The organism is Janthinobacterium sp. TPC_1, from assembly GCF_056037845.1.
On sequence record NZ_CP195157.1, the window covers coordinates 1,566,585 to 1,585,571 of the forward strand.

Genomic DNA, 18,987 nt, shown 5'->3' on the forward strand with positions numbered 1-18,987 from the left:
CTGCCTTCACAGGGAACCCATCATGAGTCAAGCTATTGCAGGGAAAGTCGTCGTCATCACCGGTGCCAGCAGCGGCCTGGGCGAAGCCACCGCGCGCCATCTGGCCGCATTGGGCGCCTGCGTCGTGCTCGGTGCGCGCCGCATGGATTTGCTCAATGCCATCGCCGAGGAAATCACGGCGGCCGGCGGCCAGGCCGCCATTGCCCGGACCGACGTCACCCGGCCCGAGGATCTGCAGCGCCTGGTCGAAACGGCCCTGGCCGTGTTCGGCAAAGTCGACGTGCTGATCAACAATGCGGGACTGATGGCCATCGCGCCGATGAGCGCCTTGAAAGTCGACGAGTGGAACAGCATGATCGATATCAACATCAAAGGCGTACTGAACGGCATCGCCGCCGTCCTGCCATATTTTCAGGCGCAAAACAGCGGCCACTTCATCAATATCTCGTCGGTGGCGGGACAAAAAGCTTCAGCCCGGGCGGCACCGTCTACAGCGGCACCAAGTTTGCCGTCAGCGCCATTTCGGAAGGCTTGCGCCACGAGCTGGCGGCCAGCGGCGGCACCATCCGCACCACCGTCATTTTGCCAGGCGCCGTGGATACGGAGTTGAGCCAGGGCAGCAGCCACGCCGACAGCGCCAAGGCCGTCAAGGAGTTCTATCAGATCGCCATTCCCGCCGCGTCGGTGGCACGCGCCATCGCGTATGCGATCGAGCAGCCGGCCGACGTGGATATCAATGAAATCGTGCTGCGCCCGACGGCGCAGGCGTTTTAAGCGGCATCCTGTTGCAGCGACTCGATGATCAGGGCCGCCAGGCGCTCGACGGGCGGCCTGGACACGCTTGAGGCGCGCAGCAATTCCAGCGACAGCGGGGGCAGGGCGGGCAAGCCCGCTTCCACGTGATCGAGCGCGCGCACGGTCGAGGGCAAACCCAGGCCCGTGCGCACCGTCACGCCCAACCCGGCGGCGGCGGCCGCCCATAGTCCCGCCAGGCTGGGGCTGGTAAACGCCGTGCGCCAGGCGATGCCGGCCCCGTCGAGCGCCTGCGTGGCGCAGCGCTGGAACAGGCATTCGCGGTCGAACGTAATGAGCGGCAACGGCTCGCCCGACCCGGGCCGCCAGGCCAGGCTGGACGAGGCGATCCAGCGCATGGACGGTTGGGCAATATGCTGGCGCTGCAGCGGCGGATAGGCGGCCACGTCGGCGATGCAGGCGCCGCCCCACAGCAGGGCCAGGTCCAGCTGGCCCATGGCCAGCCCTTCCATCAGGGCCGTGTTGCGCGCCACATGCGCTTCGATGCGCACTTTCGGATGCGCGCGGGCAAAACGCCCCAGCACGTCCGGCAGCAAGGCTTCGCCAAAATCTTCCTGCAAGCCGAGCCTGATCCAGCCTTCCAGTTCCGCGCCGCGCAAGGCCACGGCCGCTTCGTCATTGAGTTCCAGCAGGCGGCGCGCATAGCCGAGCAAGACTTCGCCGGCCGGCGTCAGCGCCAGCCCCCGGCCATCCTTGCGGAACAGGGGCATGCCCGCCTGCTCCTCGAGTTTTTTCAGCTGTGCACTGACGGCCGAGGTGGAGCGGCCCACCTTGTCGGCCGCGCGGGCAAAGCTGCCCAGCTCGATGCCGGCCACATAGCTGCGCAAGAAGGCGATGTCGAAATTGAGCTGGTGCATGGCGTGATGTTAATCGTCCTGTTTTATGGGATGGTTCAGCGTAAATTATCTGATATTCAGAATGATCGTAGCGCGCCACACTGCCAGGGTCAACCACTATCCTCTCCCTGCCATGACTACCAGCTGCCAAGCCATTCCTGTTCCTGTCCCCGTCACCGCGCCCGCGCCGGGCGACGCCCACCGCTGGAAAGTGCTGGCCGTCGGCGTGGCGGCCAACGCCAGTTTTTCCGCCGCCGCCAACGGCATGCCCACGACGGCCATCTGGCTGCGCAGCGGCTATCACCTGAGCAATACTGAACTGGGGGTGGCGCTGGGCGCCATGGGCCTGGGCGTGGCCCTGACCGAATTGCCATGGGGCATGGCCACCGACCGCTGGGGCGACCGGCCCGTGCTGCTGACGGGCTTGCTGGGCACCATGCTGGCGCTGCTGGTCCTGCTGCTGTGGATGACGCCCGCTGGCGGGTCCGTGCCGCCGTTATGGGCGCTGGCGGCCGGGCTGGCGGCAGTCGGCGTGCTGGGCGGCAGCGTGAACGGCGCCAGCGGCCGCGCCGTGATGCGCTGGTTCGGCGCGGGCGAACGGGGTTTCGCCATGAGCATCCGCCAGACGGCCGTGCCGCTGGGCGGCGGCCTCGGTGCCCTGATTTTGCCCAGCCTGGCATCGCGCTACGGCTTCATGCCCGTGTTTGGCGCCCTGGCCCTCGTATGCGGCCTGTCGGCGTTTTTGACGTGGCGCTGGATGTATGAGCCCGATTTCTCTGCCGAGGCCGCCACGGGGCCGCAGAACGCGTCCACGAGCCTGTTTGAGGTCAAGCCGCCACCGCCGTTGCAGAATCGCAAGGTCTGGCGCATGGTAGCGGCCATCGGCTTGCTGTGCGTGCCGCAGTTTGCCGTACTCAGCTATGCCACCGTCTTCCTGCACGACCATGGCCGCCTGGGCCTGGCGGCCATCACGGCCGTGATGGTGGCCCTGCAAATGGGTGCCATGGTGATGCGCATCTGGAGCGGACGCCACACGGACCGCCACGCGAACCGGCCCGCCTACCTGCGCGGCTCGGCCCTGGTGGCGCTGGCGTCATTCATTTTGCTGGGATGCATCGCCTGGCTGCAGGCGCCGGGCTGGCTGCTGATGGCCTCCGTGGTGCTCGCCGGCATCGCCGTGTCCGCCTGGCATGGCGTGGCCTACACGGAACTGGCGACCCGCGCCGGCGCCGCCAATGCGGGCACGGCCCTGGGCATGGCGAACACGGCCGTCTACGTGGGGCTGTTCCTCACGCCGGTCACCCTGCCGCACGTGCTGGCGGCCGGCAGCAGCTGGCCCGTCGTGTGGTGGCTGGCGGGGCTGGTGGCGCTGCTGACCTGGCCGCTGTTTCCGAAGGATTAGGACAGCACCGTGATCCGATAGACGCAGCGCATCGCATTGGCCAGCACGTGCTGCTCGCGCACGATGCTGGCGTTCGGTCCCACCACTTCCTGGAACAGCTGCAGTTCGGAGCGGCAAAAGCCCTGGCAGGTGCGCGCGGCCGCGCAGATGGGGCAATGGTCTTCGATCAGCAGCCAGTCGTCGCCGTCCGCTTCCACGCGCGCCATATAGCCCTCTTCATCGCGCACGGCGGCCAGCTGCCGCAAGCGCGTGGGCAAGTCCGGCGCCGAGCATGCGAGCGCATACGCGCTGCGGCTTTCCTCTTCGCGCTGCGTGATCAATTTGTCCAGTCCCGCTTCGCCGAACAGCTGGCGCACAGAGCCGATCAGCTTGATCGTCAGCTGCGCATGCGTATCGGGAAAGCGCGCATTGCCAGCTTCCGTCAAGACCCAGTTCTGGCGCGGCCGTCCGGCACCCGCCTGCGCTTCCTGGCGCCCCTCGATCAGGCCCGCCGCCACCAGCTTTTGCACTTGCTGGCGCGCCGCCTCGCCCGTCATGTCCAGGGTCTTGGCCAGGGTCGCCGTGGAGACGGGTCCCTTGGTCTTGATGAAATACAGGATGCGCTCCGTCGTTTGCGGCGCCTCGCTATTATCCAAACGTTTACTTGTGTAATTCATTTCGCTCAACTATCATGGGGCCAGTTAACCAACTAATTGCTTGCATAATAGGCCGGTAGCTCCCCGCTGTCGAGGAGTTTCCACGTCCGCATGCTGGCAAGGTACTCTTTTGACAGGATTTTCCCATGCAACTGTCTCACTCCATCTGGCTGTTTCACGCCATCCTCGCTACCGGCCTGGCCTCCTGGCTCACCCTGGCCGCCATCAACAACCTGCACGCCTTCCACGGCTCCGTCTGGGCCATCGGCAACACCATGCGCATGGACCCGCTGCGCCAGGACCCGACCATCCAGACGCCGCTGCTGCGCCGCGCCCTCACCTCATTGACCCTGCACCGCTTGTCGCTGGGCGTGGTGCTGGCGCTGCAACTGCTGGCCGCCATCGCCGCCTGGACGGGCGTGGCGCTGTTTTTCGGCGGCGGCCTGGCCGCCGGCTTGCCCTGGCTGAACCTGGCCTTGTGCGCCATGGCCGCCTTTTTGCTGCTGATGCACCTGGGCGGCCTGTGGTTCGGCTACTGGATCGCGCAGGAAGGCTTGCAGACGACGCACCTGGTGCTGCTGCTGTGGACCATGGCGCTGTTTTTCACCTTCAACGCGCAGCGGACCTGATCAGCCTCCGCTGCGCCTCTTCTTTTTTCCCTTTTACTGCTGTAAAGGACTTCATCATGAACACGAAAATCGTCGGCGCCTCCGCGCTGGCCATCGCCCTGGCCGTCGCGGGCGCCGCGCTGTATCCGCGCGCTGCATCACAAGCCGCTACGCATGCGGCCGATGCCGCCGCCTACCCCGCCACCAAGGTGGCGCTGGTGCCCGTCGTGCTGGGCACGCAGGAACGCTTTTTTGCCGGCGTGGGCGAACTGGAAGCGGCGCGGCAAGTACAGGTGGCCGCCGAAACGGGCGGCCGGATCACGCAGATCCGCTTCGAATCGGGTCAGCAGGTGGCGGCTGGCGCCGTGCTGGTACAGCTCAATGACGCCCAAGAACAGGCAATGCTGCTGCGCCAGCGCGCCCAGCTGAAAAACGCGGAAAGCAGCCATGCCCGCACGGCGCAGATGGTCAAGGACAAGGCGGCCACGCAGGAGCAGCTCGACACTGCGCTGGCCGCGCGCGACGCGGCCCTGGGCGACGTGCGCCAGACGGAGGCGCTGATCGCGCAAAAGACCATCCGCGCGCCGTTCGCGGGGCAGCTGGGCATCCGCAAGGTACACGCGGGCCAATACCTGAACGCGGCCGACACGGTGGCCAGCCTGATCGACACGAAGGCGCTGCTGGTGAACTTCGCCCTCGATGAACAGAGCAGTGCCAAGCTGGCGCCGGGCCAGGCCGTGCAAGTGCTGGTGGACGCCTATCCGGGCGACGTTTTTACGGCGAAGATCAATGCCATCGACCCGCTGATCGCCCGCTCGCGCATGGTGCAGGTGCAGGCGGCGCTGACCAATCCGCGCGGCGCCCTGAAAGCGGGCATGTACGCGAACGTGCGCGTGGCGCGCGAAGCGGGCCAGCAGCTGACGGTGCCGGAAACGGCCGTGACCTACAGCGCGTATGGCGACACGGTGTTTGTGGCGCAACAGGAGGGCAAGCAGCCGCTCACCGTCAAGCGCGTGGGCGTGAAACTGGGTGAGCGGGCCGGGGGCCGCGTGGCCATTATCGACGGCTTGCGCGAAGGCCAGCGCGTGGTCGCCTCGGGCCAGCTGAAACTGGCCGACGGCATGGCCGTGCAGGCAGTCGCCAACACCCTGGACGAGGCCAAGCGCGCCGCGCCCAAGGCCGGTTCTTAAGGGAAGGCCGCCATGAAATTTACCGATTTATTTGTGCGCCGCCCCGTGCTGGCGCTGGTGATCAGCACCTTGATTCTGATGCTGGGCGTGATCGCCATCCTGCAGCTGCCGATCCGCCAGTATCCGATGCTCGAATCATCGACCATCACCGTGAAAACCACGTATCCGGGCGCCTCGGCGGAACTGATGCAGGGGTTTGTCACGCAGCCGATTGCGCAAGCCGTGTCGTCGGTGGAAGGCATCGATTACCTGACATCGTCGTCGGTGCAGGGCAGCAGCACGGTCACCGTGCGCATGGAGCTGAACCGCGATTCCACGCAAGCGTTGACGGAAGTCATGGCCAAGGTCAACCAGGTGCGCTATAAATTGCCTGAAGGCGCTTTTGACCCCGTGATCGAGCGTTCGGCCGGCGATTCATCGGCCGTCGCCTACGTGGGCTTTGCCAGCGAGAGCGTCTCGGCGCCCGCGCTGACCGATTATCTGGCGCGCGTGGTGCAGCCGATGTTCGCCACCATCGACGGCGTGGCCAAGGTCGACGTGTACGGCGGCCAGCAGCTGGCCATGCGTTTGTGGATCGATCCCGCCAAACTGGCGGCGCGCGGCTTGACGGCGGCCGACGTGGCCGACGCCGTGCGGCGCAATAACTACCAGGCGGCACCGGGCAAGGTGAAGGGACAGTTCGTCGTCTCCAACATCAGCGTCAACACGGATCTCACCAGCGTGGAACAATTCCGCGACATGGTCATCACCAAGGGCGGCGATGCAAAGGACGGCGCGGCCCTCGTGCGGCTGAAGGACGTGGGCACGGTGGAACTGGGCGCGGCCGCCACGGAAACGAGCGGCATCATGGACGGCGTGCCGGCCGTGTACCTTGGCCTGTCGCCCACGCCGGGCGGCAACCCGCTGGTGATCGTCGACGGCATCAAGAAACTGCTGCCCGAGATCCAGAAAACCCTGCCGCCCGGCGTGAAGGTCGAGCTGGCGTTCGAGACGGCGCGCTTCATCCAGTCGTCCATCGACGAGGTGGCGCACACCCTGCTCGAAGCGCTGCTCATCGTCGTCATCGTCATCTATTTGTGCATGGGTTCCCTGCGCTCCGTGCTGATTCCCGTCGTGACGATACCGCTGTCGATGCTGGGCGCGGCGGCGCTGATGCTGGCCTTCGGCTTCAGCATCAACCTGCTTACTTTGCTGGCGATGGTGCTGGCCGTGGGCCTGGTGGTCGACGACGCCATCGTCGTGGTGGAAAACGTGCACCGGCATATCGAGGAAGGCAAGACGCCCGTGGCGGCCGCGCTGGTCGGTGCGCGCGAAGTGGCCGGCCCCGTGATCGCCATGACGATTACGCTGGCGGCCGTGTATGCGCCGATCGGCATGATGGGGGGTCTCACGGGAGCGCTGTTCAAGGAATTCGCGCTGACCCTGGCCGGCGCCGTGGTGGTGTCGGGCGTGGTGGCGCTGACCTTGTCGCCCGTGATGAGCTCATTGCTGCTGCAGCCGAAACAATCGGAAGGGCGCATGGCGCGCGCCGCCGAGCATTTCTTCGAAGGTTTGACCAGCCGCTATGCGCGCCTGCTGGACCGCTCGCTGCACCACCGCTGGCTCAGTGCCGGTTTCGCCGCGCTGGTGATGGTGAGTTTGCCGTTTTTGTACCTGCTGCCGCAGCGCGAACTGGCGCCGGCGGAAGACCAGGCCAGCGTCTTGACGGCGATCAAGGCGCCGCAGCACGCCAACCTCGATTACGTCGAACGTTTTTCCTACAAGCTCGATGACATCTACAAGAACATCCCCGAAACGGATTCGCGCTGGATCATCAACGGCGGCGAAGGTCCGGCGTCGAGCATCGGCGGCATCAACCTCACGCCGTGGGCCGAACGCGCGCGCAACGCGGCCGTCATCCAGGCCGAATTGCAGCACGCCGTGGGCGACGTGGAAGGCACCAGCATCTTCGCCTTCCAGCTGGCGCCCCTGCCCGGGTCGAGCGGCGCTTGCCCGTGCAGATGGTCTTGCGCAGCGCGCAGGATTACGCCACCCTGTTCCGCACCATGGAAGACGTCAAGCAGCGCGCGCGCGACAGCGGCCTGTTTGCCGTCGTCGACAGCGACCTCGATTACAACAACCCCGTGGTCAAAGTGCGCGTGGACCGTTCCAAGGCGAACAGCCTGGGCATCCGCATGCAGGACATCGGCGAATCGCTGGCCGTGCTGGTGGGCGAAAATTACCTGAACCGCTTCGGCATGGATGGCCGTGCCTACGACGTCATCGCGCAAAGCCCGCGCGAACAGCGACTCACGGCGCAAGCCCTGACGCAGCAGTACGTGCGCGCCGACGATGGCAGCCTGCTGCCGCTGTCCGCCGTCGTCTCGGTGACGGAACAAATCGAACCGAACATGCTGACCCAGTTCAACCAGCAAAATGCGGCCACCTTCCAGGGCGTGCCTGCGCCCGGCGTGACCCTGGGCGACGCCGTGGCCTTCCTCGACGGCGTGGCCAAGACCCTGCCGCCCGGCTTCAGCTACGACTGGCAATCGGACGCGCGCCAGTTCGCCACGGAAGGCAATGCGCTGCTGCTGGCCTTCCTGGCGGCCGTCGTCGTCATCTATCTGGTGCTGGCGGCGCAATATGAAAGCCTGACGGACCCTTTGATCATCCTGATCACGGTACCGCTGTCGATCTGCGGCGCGCTGATTCCACTGGCGCTGGGCTACGCCACCGTCAACATCTACACGCAGATCGGCCTGGTGACCCTGATCGGCTTGATCAGCAAGCACGGCATCCTGATGGTGGAATTTGCCAACGAATTGCAGGTGCATGAACGGCTCGACCGCATCACGGCCATCCGCAAGGCGGCGCAGATCCGCTTGCGCCCGATTCTGATGACGACGGCCGCCATGGTGGTGGGCCTGGTGCCGCTGCTGTTCGCCTCGGGCGCGGGCGCCAACAGCCGCTTCGGCCTCGGTGTGGTGATCGTCTCGGGCATGTTGATCGGCACCTTCTTTACCCTGTTCGTGCTGCCCACCGTGTACACCTTTCTGGCCCGCCGCCACACGGCCGACCATGCCACGCCGCGCGCCCGCGATTTGTCGCAGGCGCTGAAGGAATCCCCATGAAAAATTACCGCTATCTTATTGCCCTTTTCCCCGTGCTGGCCGGCTGCGCCGTCAGCCCCGCCTACGTCACGCCGGGCACGCCAGCCATCGCCCTGGCCAGTCCGCAGCAGGCGCAGTTTGCGCCAGGTCAAACGGCAACCAAGGATGCCGCCTGGTGGACGTTTTTCGACGATGCGCGGCTGTCGCAGCTGATCGCCAGCGCCCTCGAACACAACCTTGATATCGCGCAAGCGCAAGCGAATCTGCTGGCCGCGCGCGCCATCTTCGACGAGCGCCGCCTCGATGAACTGCCCACCGTCACAGGCCAGGCGGGCTGGCAGCGCACGGTGCAGCAAAATACACCCGATAGCCGCGCCGCCAGCACGAATAACGCGCGTGGGATTCGACGCGCAATGGGAGATCGACCTGTTCGGCCGCCTGGCGCATATTTCCCGCTCGGCGCAGGCGCGCGCCGACGCCGCGCAGGCCGATTTGCGGCAAGTGCAGCTGACGATCGCCGCCGAGGTGGCGCGCAATTACTACGAGGCGCTGGGCTACCAGCAAAACCTGGCGCTGACGCAGGCGCAGATACAAAGCTGGCGCGATACGGTGGCATTGACCGACGCGCGCATCCGCGCCGGCAGCGGCTTGCCGGAAGAACGCCACAACGCGCTGGCCAACCTGGCGCGCAGCGAGGCAGCCTTGCCGCCGTTGCAGGCGGGCCTGCGCCAGGCGCAGTACCGGCTCGATGTGCTGAGCGGGCAAGCGCCTGGCGCCATCGCGCTGGCGACCACGCCGCGGCAACAGGCGCCGCTGGCGGGCCAGCTGCCCCTCGGTGACGTGAACCGGCTGATCAAGCAGCGGCCCGACGTGGTGCGCGCCGAGCGCCTGCTGGCCGCCTCCAGCGAAGACGTGGGGGCCGCCACGGCCGACCTGTATCCGCGCCTGAGCCTGGGCGGCTTTTTAGGCTTCTTCGCCCTGCGCGGCAGCGGCGTGTTCGACGGCGGCGCGCGCGCCTTTGAGGTGGCACCCTCCGTCAGCTATCCGGCCTTCCGCCTGGGCAGCGTCAAGGCCCGCTTGCGCGTCACCCAGGCCGAAGCGCAGGGCGCGCTGGCGCGCTACGAGCAGACGATGTTATTGGCGCAGGAAGACGTGGAAAATGCCGTCACGCAGCTGGCGGAAAACCAGACGCGCTTGGCGTCCCTGCTGGAATCGGCGCGCCATGGCAACGCGGCCCTGGGCATCGCCACGACGCGCTACCAGGGCGGTGCCGGCAGCTATCAGGCCGTGCTGGAAAACCAGCGCGCCTTGTTCGATATCCGGCGCGAAGCGCTGCAGGCGGAAACGGCGTCCTACATCGATGCGATCGCCCTGTACAAGGCGCTGGGATGGGGGCACACTATGTGATCTTTTTAGCTCGGAAAGGCACGCGATGTTCACGCAAGGCAGCTGGCTCAATCCACCGGAAAACTGGTCCGCCGACGGCGCGCAATTGCGCGTGACGACGGATGCGAACACGGATTTCTGGCGCAAGACCTCGTATGGTTTTATCCGCGACAGCGGCCATTTTTTCGGCACTGAAATCCATGGCGATTTTACGGCGCAGCTGCACGTGGCGGCGCAGTATTCCGCGCTGTATGACCAGGCCGGCATGATGGTGCGCATCGACGAGCAGAACTGGATCAAATGCGGCGTCGAATTTTCCGACGGCCAGCTGTTATTGAGCTCCGTATTGACGCAGGACAAATCCGACTGGGCCGTCAGCATCGCCCCGGCCATGCCCGATGGTTTCTGGCTGCGCGTGACGGTGGCGCAAGGCGTGATCCGCGTCCAGTATTCGACCGATGGCCGGCGCTGGCCGCTGCTGCGCCTGGCGCCATTTCCCGAGGCCGGCAGCTACCGCGTCGGACCCATGTGCTGCACGCCGGAACGGGGTGGCCTGGAGGTGGCGTTTTCCCGGTTTTCCATCGCTCCGGCGCAGCAAAAAGGCTTGCACGATTTGAGTTAGATCAGGCGGTCCACGTCTCATGCAAATGGCGCCACAGCAGCGTTCCAGCCGGTGTCTTCTCATACACGACGGTCGACAGCCGCTCCGTATTTTCTCCCCCCGGCAGCGATTGATACTCGCGGTAAGTCACGCTGGCGCCGACGGCGTTGTCCTGGATCAATATCAGGTCGGAAATACGCATGATGAGGCCCGGACGGCTGCCGCCGGCGCCCTGGAAAAATGCCGTCAAGCCAGCATGATCGAGCTGCTTGCCGCCGGGCGACACCATCGTGTAACCGGGCGAGAAACGCGCGAGCAAACCGGCGCAATGTTCGGGTGCCGTGGCTTCGCCGGCGAGCCACTCGCGGATCAGCACATGCGTGGATAAGACGTCGTCAAAATAAGGATTTGTAGCGTTCATTTTTTGCTTGCTCCATGGTGATGTAAAAGGTCGAGAACGGCGCGGTTGTCGATGCGCAGGCACAGCGCCAGCGGCAGCACGCACGAGACGGCGGCCAGGGCAAAACACCAGTGAAACACCTGCGCCGCGCGCGCATGCTGGGCGGGGTCGTCCAGCGTCGAAATTCCCTGCGCCGCCAGCAAGCCGTTGAGCAGTACGCTGAGCAGCGCCACGCCCAGGCAAAAGCCCAGCTGGCGGTTGATATTCCACACGGCGCTGGCCTGGCTCAGCTGCCCGTCCGGCGTGCGCAAAAACGCCGTGCTTTGCGCCGTGCTGCTGCACAAGCCGCCGCCAAAACCCATCACCGCATACGCGCCGGCCAGCCAGAACAATTGACCCGCCGAGTCCACCCGCAGCAGCATCAGCATGCCCGCCGCCTGCAGCAGCGCGCCAGCGATGAACAGCGGCTGCGGCCCCACGCGGCGATAGCTTTTGCCCGTGAGCGAAATGGCGCCAAACGAGGCCAGCGCCCACGGCAGCATCAAGGCGCCCGCCGTCGATGCCGGCATGCCCAGCACGCCCTGCAGGTACAGCATGGCCAGCAGGCTCACCCCCATGAAGACACCGGGCACCAGCAGATACATCAGCATGGCAACGCGCAGCAGCGGCTCGGCGGCCAGGCGCAGGTTGAGCAGCGGCGTGGACTTGCGCAGCGCGCCGCGCACATAGCCCCAAGCGCAAGCGGCGCCCAGCGCCAGCACGCCGGCGCCGGCCAGCAACTCGCCCGGCGTACCCAGCATGGTCAAGCCCAGCAACAGCAGCAAAATCGCCGTGCTGCCCGCCAGCAGGCCGCCCACGTCGAGGCGGGGGACGGCCGCGCACGGTGCGTCGGGACGCAGCCAGCAGGCGGCCAGCAGCAGCGCCAGCGCCGCGAACGGCACGTTCAGGTAAAAGATCCAGCGCCACGACAGGCTGTCGACGATGACGCCGCCCAGCGCGGGCGACAGGGCCGGCGCCAGCAAGCCCACCAGCATGATGACGGAGGACAGGCCAGGGCGCTCGGCAGGCTGATACAGCTGGTAGGTCATGCTTTGCCCCAGCGGGATCAGCAAGCCGCCACCGAGGCCCTGCACGCAGCGCCAGGCGATCAGCGCCTCGATCGACGGCGCCAGGCCGGCGCCGATGCTGGCGCATAAAAAAGTTAGCAACGATGCCATAAACACGGTTTTGCTGCCATAATAGGCAGCCAGCCAGGCGCTGGCGGGGATGACGATGGTCAAGCCGAGGATGTAGGCGGTGCTGATCCAGGCCAGCTGCGCCACCGAGGCGTGCAGGGCATGGCCGATGTCGGGGTAGGCGACGCTGGTGATGAACATGTTGATCAGGTCGACGAAAAAACCCAGCAGATAGATGGCCGCCACCTTTTTGCGATAGTCCATGGTGCTCCGAATGGCAAACGGCCAGCTTAAGCTTTCATCGCCATTTGCGTAACGGGCCAGCCCCGATTACACTGTCAAATAAAATTTGACAAACCTCCGACACCCGCATGTTTACTTACTCTTATCATGATCAGTCTTGACCGCCTGGGTATTTTCATCGCCATCGTCGACGCCGGTTCGCTGACGGCGGCCGCCGCCGTGCTGGGCCAGAGCAAGGCCGTCGTCAGTTTTAACTTGAAACAGCTGGAGGCGGAGCTGGGCGTGTCGCTGCTCACACGCAGCACGCGCAGCCTGGCACTGACGGACGTGGGGCGGCGCTTTTACGAGGATTGCCAGCGCGTGCTGAGCGAAGCGCACGGCGCCATCGAGACGGCGCGCCAGGGCCAGCAAGGCTTGCGCGGCACCCTGCGCCTGACCACCACCGTCGAATACGGCAGCCGCACGGTGATTCCCGCGCTGATCGCCTTCGCCGCCGCCCACCCGCAGCTGCAGATCCAGCATTCGTCGTCGTCCTCGCATGAAGACCTGATCTCGGGCCGCTACGACCTGGCCATCCGCATGGGTCCCTCAACGATTCGAGCTACCGCGCCGCGCTGATCGAGCCGTACGCCATCTGGCCCGTCGCCTCGCCCGCCTACCTGGCCAGCCTGCCCGGCAGGGACATCGCCACCTTGGACGACTTGCAGCGCGCGCGCTGGCTGGCGCACAGCCGTCTGGCCTCGCCGCTGCGCTGGGACGTGCACACGCCGGACGGCCCGGCCGCCTTTGCCGCGCAGGACGACGCCGCCATCCATTCCGACTCCGCCTCGGCCCTGCTGGGCTTTGCGCTGGGCGGCTGCGGCGTGGCCCTGCTGCCGCAGTGGCTGGTGGAAGGGGAGGTGCGCGCGGGACGCCTGCGCCGTCTGCTGCCCGGCGCCGTCTTCCCGGAACAGGGCGTGTATGCCGTGTATCCGAACACCCAGCATATTGCGGAAAAGGTGCGCGCCTTTATCGACTTTTTGCGCGCGTTCGTGGGCACGCCGGACTGAGGTTTCACGTCGTCAATACTTGATCAGTACAACGATTCCAGGGGGCAAACGGGCGCCCCTTTCGGTGTGCGCGGCCTACACTGAAAGGACGTTGTTCATCGAATGGAGACCATCATGGCACATACATTGGCAGCAGTTTTCGCCGTGCGCGACATGGCCGAGCGCGCCCGGCACGACCTGATCACGGCGGGCTTCCCCGGCGCCAGCATCCGCCTGCACGATGCGGGCAGCGACGACTTTTCCGCCACGGAAAATATCCGCCGCGACGACAGTGACAGCCTGCTCGACAGCATCAAGCATTTCTTTACGGACCTGTTCGGCAGCCATGCCGACCGCCACATCTATGCGGAAGCCGTACGGCGCGGGCACGTCGTGCTGACGCTGGAGGGAGCGAGCGACGCCGATCTCCAGCGCGCCACCGACCTCGTCGAGCGCTACGCGCCGCTCGACATCGATGCGCATGCCGAGCACTGGCGCGCCGGCGGCTGGCAAGGCGCGCCGCAAGATGACAGCGCGCGGCGCCAGGGCGCCAGCATGCAGTCCGGCGCGCCATCGCAGCAGGGCACGCCCAGCGGCAACCTGAACGAAGCGGCGGCCGTATCGCAGCAATTTGCGGGCGGCATGGCCCCGCCGCCTTCCGGCACGGGCGCCAACGTGCGCCGCTATCCAGGCGCGGAGAACCTACCCGGCACCAGCTACGACGACGAGCAGTACTACCGCAGCCACTGGAGCACCACGTATGTCGCCACCGGCGCGCGCTTCGAGGACTACGATCCCGCCTACCGCTATGGCCATTCGATGGCCAACAGCGACAGCTACCGGGGCCGCCCATGGGACGAGGTGGAAGCGGACCTGCGTTCCACGTGGGAGCACACGTATCCCCAGTCGGCGTGGGACAACTTCAAGGCGGCCATCAAGCATGGCTGGGAACGCGTGACGTCCTGACGCGCGCCGATAAGGTTGCTGCCCTCAGCGCCCCTCGTGCGTGAGCTTGAGGAAGTGGTTCAGGATGTGGAAGTGGTCTTCGAAGAATTGCTCTTCCATGGCCGGCAGCGAGGCCACGGGCACCCACTGCGCCAGGGCCGCGTCGTCGGCCGCCGTCACGGCCGGCAGCTGGCGCGTCTTCAGGTCGAAATAATGCGCGTGCGTGATGGTGCGCCCGCGCTGGCTGCGGTCCGGGTGGTCGAACACGGCCACGCCGACCAGCGCCTCGACGAGGGTGGGCGCCAGCACGCCCAGCTGGGTCTCTTCCGCCAGCTCGCGCAACGCGCCCTGCAGCAGGCGTTCGCGCGGCTCCAGGAAGCCGCCCGGCAAGGCCCACAGGCCCTTGCCCGGATAGCCGCCACGGCGCACCAGCAGCACGTGGCCGCCCGTCTGCACCAGCGCGTCCACGGTCGTGAAGATGGGCGGATACGGCGCCGTGCGCCAGCGCGCCTTGTAGGCTTCGATGGCGCGGTATTCCTGCACCAGCGGCGCGTACCACGGCAGCAAGGTCCACGCTTTGACATACTGGCCGATGGCCGCCGGCAGCAGCTGCGCGCCACGGCGCTCAGCGACACGTCGACGTCTTCCGCCTCGAACAGCACGTTGCGGATGGCCGTCGCGCCGATCGGTGCGCCGGGATCGATCTCCAGATTCAATAGCTGCCAATGCGGGAAGTGGTGCAGGTAATAGCTGGTGGCGTCCTTGAAGCAGGCCACCAGGGTGACGCGCTGCGCCGCGGGCACGGCGCCCGCCACGGCGCGCCGCACGGCGTCGGCCCACAGGCCATCGTCGTAGTAATCGCGCACGGCCACGTAATGCACGCGCGCGCGCTGCGCCTCGGGTAACGTTGCGGCGATCATGGCGGCCCGCTCCTGCCACGTAAACGGGTTTTTGGGACTGCGCGCATGGAAGGCGGAACCGAGCACCACCACCACTTGCGCGGCCGTCGCCAGCGCCTTCTGCAGCAAGCCCGCATGGCCATTGTGAAAAGGCTGGAAGCGGCCGATCAGGATGGCCGCGTCGGCGCAATAGGATAAGGTCATGCGTCGTCTCCGGTGGGGTAGTGGGCGGCGATCGGCAATTGACGCCCGCTGCCAAAGGCGCGCGAACGCACGCGGATGATGGGCGCCGCCTGGCGCCGTTTGTACTCGCTGCGGGCGACCATGCCGAGGATGCGCGTCACGAGAACCCGCCCCTCGTCCGTCTCGCGCAGCTGGTCGACCAGGGTCAGCGCCTGCGCGCTTTCGGCCGCAGGCAAACGCCGTCCCTCGATATGCCACTTTAAAATTTCATCGAGCACCGGGTATGGCGGCAAGCTGTCCGTGTCGCGCTGGCCGGGCGCCAGTTCCGCCGACGGCGGTTTCTCGAGCACGGCGACGGGGATCAGTTCGCGCCCGGCGCTGGCGTTGAGGTGGCGCGACAGCGCGAAGACCTCGGTTTTATACAGGTCGCCGATCAAGCCCAGGCCCCCGTTCGTGTCGCCGTACAGGGTGCAGTAGCCGACCGAGATTTCGCTCTTGTTGCCGGTGGTGAGCAGCAGGGCGCCGAACGCGTTCGAGTATTCCATCAGGATCGTGCCGCGCACGCGCGCCTGCAGGTTTTCCAGTGGCAGCCCCTGCAGCTTGCCGTCAAAGGCCGCCGCGTAGCCTGTTTCGTACTGCGCCACGATGTCGCGGATCGGGTGCGTGGTCAGGGCGATGCCGAGGTTGGCGCACAGGGCCACGGAATCGGTGACGGAGCCGGCGCTGGAAAATACGGACGGCATGGTGATCGCCACCACATTGTCGGCACCGAGCGCCTCGACGGCCAAGGCCAGCGTCAGCGCCGAATCGATGCCGCCCGAGCAGCCGACGACGACTTTGCTAAAACGGCAGCGGCGCGCGTAGTCGCGCAAGCCGAGCACGATCTGGCGCCGCGCAAACTCCACGGCGGGGATACCGTCCGGGTCCGGCACGGGGAAGGGCTGGCCATCGGCTTGCGCGAAACGCCCATCGGCAAAACGCAGCAATTGGAAATCCTCGACGAAGCGGGCCGCCTCGAATTGCAGGCCGTCGCCGGGCGAGATGGCGAACGAGGCGCCGTCGAACACGAGCTGGTCCTGGCCGCCCACCTGGTTGACGAACAGCAGGGGCAGATTCACGCGCTGGCAGGCGGCGCCAAACACGGCGTGGCGCTGCGCGCGCTTGCCGATGTCGGACGGGCTGGCGTTGATGCTGACGACCAGGTCGGGACGCGCCGCGTGCAGGGCCTCAAACGGGTTGACGGCGTAGGCGCGGCCATCGTCGTTCCAGCCATCCTCGCAAATCATGAAGCCCACCTTGCAGCCGGCGATAGTCAAGGTGCAGGCGCCGGGCGGACCGGGCTCGAAATGGCGGCCCTCGTCGAAGATGCCGTAGGTCGGCAGCAGCTGCTTGTAATATTCGGCGACGATATGCCCGTCGCGGATGGCCAGCAAGGCGTTGTACAGGGGCTTGCCGACGCCGGGATTCGGACGCGCCGTGCCGATGACGGTGACGAGTTCCGGCCAGCGCGTCGATGCTTCCAGCAGCTGATTCAGTGCCTGCTGCAGGCCGCGCAGGAAGGCGGCATCTTCGAACAGGTCGCCCGGGTAATACGCGCACAGCGACAGTTCCGGGCATACGAGCAGGTCGGCCCCATCGCTGCCGGCGCGGGCCATGCGCGCAGTGATGGCGGCGACATTGGCGTCGAAGTCGCCCACGGTGGGATTCATCTGGGCGAGGGCGATGGTCAGCATGGCGATCCTTCAATTGGTTACGCATAATTGTGGCACTTGAGACCACTATCCTGCCTGAAAAATTTTCAGAGCGTACTGATGCAATCGTGCAAGCCTGCCGATCCTGCCGCTACAAAGTTTTGAGCCAGGCCCGCAAGCGGGTGCGCGCATTCGCATACGGCGACGACGTATTGAACTGGATCATGCGCCCCATCGTGTAATGCGTGTACCAGGGCTGGCCATACAATTGCGCATCGTCATGGCTTTCGATCAGCGCCAGCAGCCGGTTCTTCGCCTGTGCCAGGCGCTGCAGCAAGTCGTCCATGCCCAGTTCAGCATAGTCGGCATAAAAGCGCTGCGCCAGAGCGCCGAGAGCGTTCCACGTGAAACCTTCGGCGGGAAAGGCGATATCCTCGATGCGTTTGCCCTCGCGCAGCTGCGCGTGCCAGTGCAGGACCAGCTCATTCCAGCCCACCAGGTAGGCGAGCAAATCGCACACGCTCATGCGCGTGCCTTTCACTTGTCCCTCCAGCACGGGATCGCGCGCCAAGGCCGGCGGCACGCGCGCCAGCTCCTGCGCCAGTTTCGCGTACGTGGTGGTAATCGCCTCGACCAGTTCCTGCTTGCTGTTCGGGATCGCCATCACGCCGCCTTCACGACAGGCAAGCCGGCCGCCTGCCAGTCGTCGTAGCCGCTGCCGAGGCGGCGCGCAGGCAAGCCGTGCTGGCGCAGGGCGGCCACGGCCTGCACGGACAGCACGCAATACGGGCCGCGGCAGTAGGCGGCGATCTCCGCGTTCGCGGGCAACTCGCCCAGGCGGCGCTGCAAGTCATCAAACGGAATATTGATCGCCCCGGGCAAGTGGCCGGCGGCAAATTCCTGCGCTGGCCGCACGTCGAGCACGGTGATGCTCGCTTCCTGCATGCGTTCCAGCAACTCGTCACCCGTGATGGCTTCCACGTGCTCGCCCCGGCCCAGCGCCTGCAATTCGCTGCGCTGGTGCTGCGCATACAGCTCCAGCGCATCGAGCAACTGCATCACAGGGCCGCTGCCCAGGCGGTACAGCACGCGCTTGCCGTCGCGCCGCGCCTGCACGAAACCGGCGCGCCGCAGCTGCTGCAGATGCTGCGAGGTATTCGCCACGGACAGGCCCGTCAACTCCACCAACTGCTCCACCGCATATTCGCCGTGCGCGATCTGTTCGAGCAGGCGCAAGCGCGGCGCGCTGCCTAAAATATGGGCAAATCCGGCGGAACCGGCAAGCAATTCGATATCGGCATTTTTCATTGACACGATGCTAGCACCCTTATAACATCAAGCAATCAATTGAATGTTATAAGGGAGACACGATGCAAATACTCTGGCTGGATGCCCTGGCGATCGGCGTGGGCGCGACGGCGGTGATGGATGTGTGGGCGGTGGCATTAAAACGTTTCTGGTGCATACCCTCGCTGAACTTTGCCATGGTGGGGCGCTGGCTCGGCCATCTGCCGCGCGGCACTTTGCGCCACGTCAACATCGCCCAGGCGGCACCCGTGCGCGATGAAGCGATTCTGGGCTGGACGGCCCATTACGTCATCGGCGTCCTGTTTGCGGCCGTGCTGCTGGCGCTGGTGGGACAGGACTGGGTGCAAGGGCCGACGTTCGCGCCGGCCCTGCTGGCGGGCCTCGTGAGCGTGGCCGCGCCGTTCTGCATCTTGCAGCCGGGCATGGGCGCCGGCCTGGCCGCCAGCAAGACGCCGCATCCGACCGCCGCCCGCCTGCGCAGCCTGATGGCCCACACGGCGTTCGGCATCGGCCTGTACCTGGCGGCGCTGCTGTGGTCGACCGTGCGCTGACTTG

At 66.1% G+C, this 18,987-nt stretch carries 14 protein-coding genes and 4 pseudogenes; 10 read left to right on the forward strand and 8 right to left on the reverse strand.

The features are described 5' to 3' along the window. Window positions 1-22 precede the first annotated feature (22 nt). A pseudogene (locus ACQVLG_RS07630) lies at window positions 23-774 on the forward strand (SDR family oxidoreductase). On the opposite strand, the gene ACQVLG_RS07635 reads toward ACQVLG_RS07630, so the two are convergent. Further along, a complete protein-coding gene (locus ACQVLG_RS07635; RefSeq protein ID WP_474293757.1) occupies window positions 771-1,670 on the reverse strand; it encodes a LysR substrate-binding domain-containing protein in 900 nt (299 codons plus the stop codon). The pseudogene ACQVLG_RS07630 and the gene ACQVLG_RS07635 sit on opposite strands and share 4 nt — an antisense overlap. Window positions 1,671-1,782: 112 nt before the next feature. Here ACQVLG_RS07635 and ACQVLG_RS07640 point away from each other — a divergent pair, with 112 nt between their 5' ends. Then, the gene (locus tag ACQVLG_RS07640) at window positions 1,783-3,051 is read left to right on the forward strand and encodes an MFS transporter (protein WP_474293759.1); all 1,269 of its coding nucleotides are present in this window, start codon (window positions 1,783-1,785) and stop codon (window positions 3,049-3,051) included. On the opposite strand, the gene ACQVLG_RS07645 is transcribed toward ACQVLG_RS07640, so the two are convergent. Further along, the gene (locus ACQVLG_RS07645; RefSeq protein ID WP_230540067.1) at window positions 3,048-3,707 is read right to left on the reverse strand and encodes a helix-turn-helix transcriptional regulator; all 660 of its coding nucleotides are present in this window, start codon (window positions 3,705-3,707) and stop codon (window positions 3,048-3,050) included. The two genes, ACQVLG_RS07640 and ACQVLG_RS07645, sit on opposite strands and share 4 nt — an antisense overlap. A 125-nt stretch (window positions 3,708-3,832) precedes the next feature. Between ACQVLG_RS07645 and ACQVLG_RS07650 the strand changes: the two genes are divergently transcribed. The 5 genes and pseudogenes from ACQVLG_RS07650 (at window position 3,833) to ACQVLG_RS07670 (ending at window position 10,581) form a co-directional block, all read left to right on the forward strand. Next, a complete protein-coding gene (locus ACQVLG_RS07650; RefSeq protein WP_474293761.1) occupies window positions 3,833-4,315 on the forward strand; it encodes a DUF2165 family protein in 483 nt (160 codons plus the stop codon). Window positions 4,316-4,371: 56 nt separating this feature from the next. Beyond that, complete coding sequence (locus tag ACQVLG_RS07655) at window positions 4,372-5,484, forward strand: efflux RND transporter periplasmic adaptor subunit (protein WP_474293763.1); 1,113 nt, start codon at window positions 4,372-4,374, stop codon at window positions 5,482-5,484. Window positions 5,485-5,496: 12 nt separating this feature from the next. Beyond that, window positions 5,497-8,594 (forward strand): annotated as a pseudogene (locus tag ACQVLG_RS07660) (MexW/MexI family multidrug efflux RND transporter permease subunit). Window positions 8,595-8,969: 375 nt separating this feature from the next. Further along, a complete protein-coding gene (locus tag ACQVLG_RS07665; protein ID WP_474293765.1) occupies window positions 8,970-9,980 on the forward strand; it encodes an efflux transporter outer membrane subunit in 1,011 nt (336 codons plus the stop codon). Window positions 9,981-10,005: 25 nt separating this feature from the next. Next, window positions 10,006-10,581: a DUF1349 domain-containing protein gene (locus tag ACQVLG_RS07670; RefSeq protein ID WP_474293767.1), complete on the forward strand. Its 576-nt coding sequence runs from the start codon at window positions 10,006-10,008 to the stop codon at window positions 10,579-10,581. 1 nt (window position 10,582) lies between these two features. On the opposite strand, the gene ACQVLG_RS07675 is transcribed toward ACQVLG_RS07670, so the two are convergent. Together ACQVLG_RS07675 and ACQVLG_RS07680 are read right to left on the reverse strand one after the other, a co-directional pair. Then, entirely contained in the window at window positions 10,583-10,981 is a 399-nt protein-coding gene (locus ACQVLG_RS07675; RefSeq protein ID WP_474293769.1) for a DUF4440 domain-containing protein, read from the reverse strand. Further along, window positions 10,978-12,399, reverse strand: a complete 1,422-nt coding sequence (locus ACQVLG_RS07680; protein ID WP_474293771.1) for an MFS transporter — start codon at window positions 12,397-12,399, stop codon at window positions 10,978-10,980. Before ACQVLG_RS07680 ends, ACQVLG_RS07675 begins: the two co-directional genes overlap by 4 nt. 126 nt (window positions 12,400-12,525) lie before the next feature. Here ACQVLG_RS07680 and ACQVLG_RS07685 point away from each other — a divergent pair. Together ACQVLG_RS07685 and ACQVLG_RS07690 are read left to right on the forward strand one after the other, a co-directional pair. Beyond that, a pseudogene (locus tag ACQVLG_RS07685) lies at window positions 12,526-13,427 on the forward strand (LysR family transcriptional regulator). Window positions 13,428-13,541: 114 nt separating this feature from the next. Further along, entirely contained in the window at window positions 13,542-14,372 is an 831-nt protein-coding gene (locus tag ACQVLG_RS07690) for a hypothetical protein (RefSeq protein ID WP_474293773.1), read from the forward strand. 24 nt (window positions 14,373-14,396) lie between these two features. Here the strand turns inward: ACQVLG_RS07690 and ACQVLG_RS07695 are convergent. From ACQVLG_RS07695 to ACQVLG_RS07710, 4 genes and pseudogenes are all read right to left on the reverse strand, one after another. Beyond that, a pseudogene (locus ACQVLG_RS07695) lies at window positions 14,397-15,454 on the reverse strand (bifunctional nicotinamide-nucleotide adenylyltransferase/Nudix hydroxylase). Beyond that, window positions 15,451-17,166, reverse strand: coding sequence for an NAD+ synthase (locus ACQVLG_RS07700; protein ID WP_474293775.1), 1,716 nt, complete (start codon window positions 17,164-17,166; stop codon window positions 15,451-15,453). Before ACQVLG_RS07700 ends, ACQVLG_RS07695 begins: the two are co-directional and overlap by 4 nt. 109 nt (window positions 17,167-17,275) lie before the next feature. Further along, entirely contained in the window at window positions 17,276-17,788 is a 513-nt protein-coding gene (locus ACQVLG_RS07705) for a ClbS/DfsB family four-helix bundle protein (protein ID WP_474293777.1), read from the reverse strand. Then, window positions 17,788-18,432: an ArsR/SmtB family transcription factor gene (locus ACQVLG_RS07710; protein WP_474295577.1), complete on the reverse strand. Its 645-nt coding sequence runs from the start codon at window positions 18,430-18,432 to the stop codon at window positions 17,788-17,790. The genes ACQVLG_RS07705 and ACQVLG_RS07710 overlap by 1 nt, the downstream gene beginning before the upstream one ends. Window positions 18,433-18,494: 62 nt before the next feature. Here ACQVLG_RS07710 and ACQVLG_RS07715 point away from each other — a divergent pair, with 62 nt between their 5' ends. After that, window positions 18,495-18,983, forward strand: a complete 489-nt coding sequence (locus tag ACQVLG_RS07715) for a DUF2938 domain-containing protein (RefSeq protein ID WP_474293779.1) — start codon at window positions 18,495-18,497, stop codon at window positions 18,981-18,983. Window positions 18,984-18,987: the final 4 nt, after the last annotated feature.

Bases quoted from the DNA above. Each gene is read 5' to 3' on its own strand.
- ACQVLG_RS07645 (WP_230540067.1), bottom strand. From the start codon at position 3,707: ATGAATTACACAAGTAAACGTTTGGATAATAGCGAGGCGCCGCAAACG.
- ACQVLG_RS07635 (WP_474293757.1), bottom strand. From the start codon at position 1,670: ATGCACCAGCTCAATTTCGACATCGCCTTCTTGCGCAGCTATGTGGCC.
- ACQVLG_RS07690 (WP_474293773.1), top strand. From the start codon at position 13,542: ATGGCACATACATTGGCAGCAGTTTTCGCCGTGCGCGACATGGCCGAG.
- ACQVLG_RS07715 (WP_474293779.1), top strand. From the start codon at position 18,495: ATGCAAATACTCTGGCTGGATGCCCTGGCGATCGGCGTGGGCGCGACG.
- ACQVLG_RS07650 (WP_474293761.1), top strand. From the start codon at position 3,833: ATGCAACTGTCTCACTCCATCTGGCTGTTTCACGCCATCCTCGCTACC.
- ACQVLG_RS07710 (WP_474295577.1), bottom strand. From the start codon at position 18,432: ATGAAAAATGCCGATATCGAATTGCTTGCCGGTTCCGCCGGATTTGCC.
- ACQVLG_RS07675 (WP_474293769.1), bottom strand. From the start codon at position 10,981: ATGAACGCTACAAATCCTTATTTTGACGACGTCTTATCCACGCATGTG.
- ACQVLG_RS07640 (WP_474293759.1), top strand. From the start codon at position 1,783: ATGACTACCAGCTGCCAAGCCATTCCTGTTCCTGTCCCCGTCACCGCG.
- ACQVLG_RS07705 (WP_474293777.1), bottom strand. From the start codon at position 17,788: ATGGCGATCCCGAACAGCAAGCAGGAACTGGTCGAGGCGATTACCACC.
- ACQVLG_RS07655 (WP_474293763.1), top strand. From the start codon at position 4,372: ATGAACACGAAAATCGTCGGCGCCTCCGCGCTGGCCATCGCCCTGGCC.
- ACQVLG_RS07670 (WP_474293767.1), top strand. From the start codon at position 10,006: ATGTTCACGCAAGGCAGCTGGCTCAATCCACCGGAAAACTGGTCCGCC.
- ACQVLG_RS07680 (WP_474293771.1), bottom strand. From the start codon at position 12,399: ATGGACTATCGCAAAAAGGTGGCGGCCATCTATCTGCTGGGTTTTTTC.
- ACQVLG_RS07700 (WP_474293775.1), bottom strand. From the start codon at position 17,166: ATGCTGACCATCGCCCTCGCCCAGATGAATCCCACCGTGGGCGACTTC.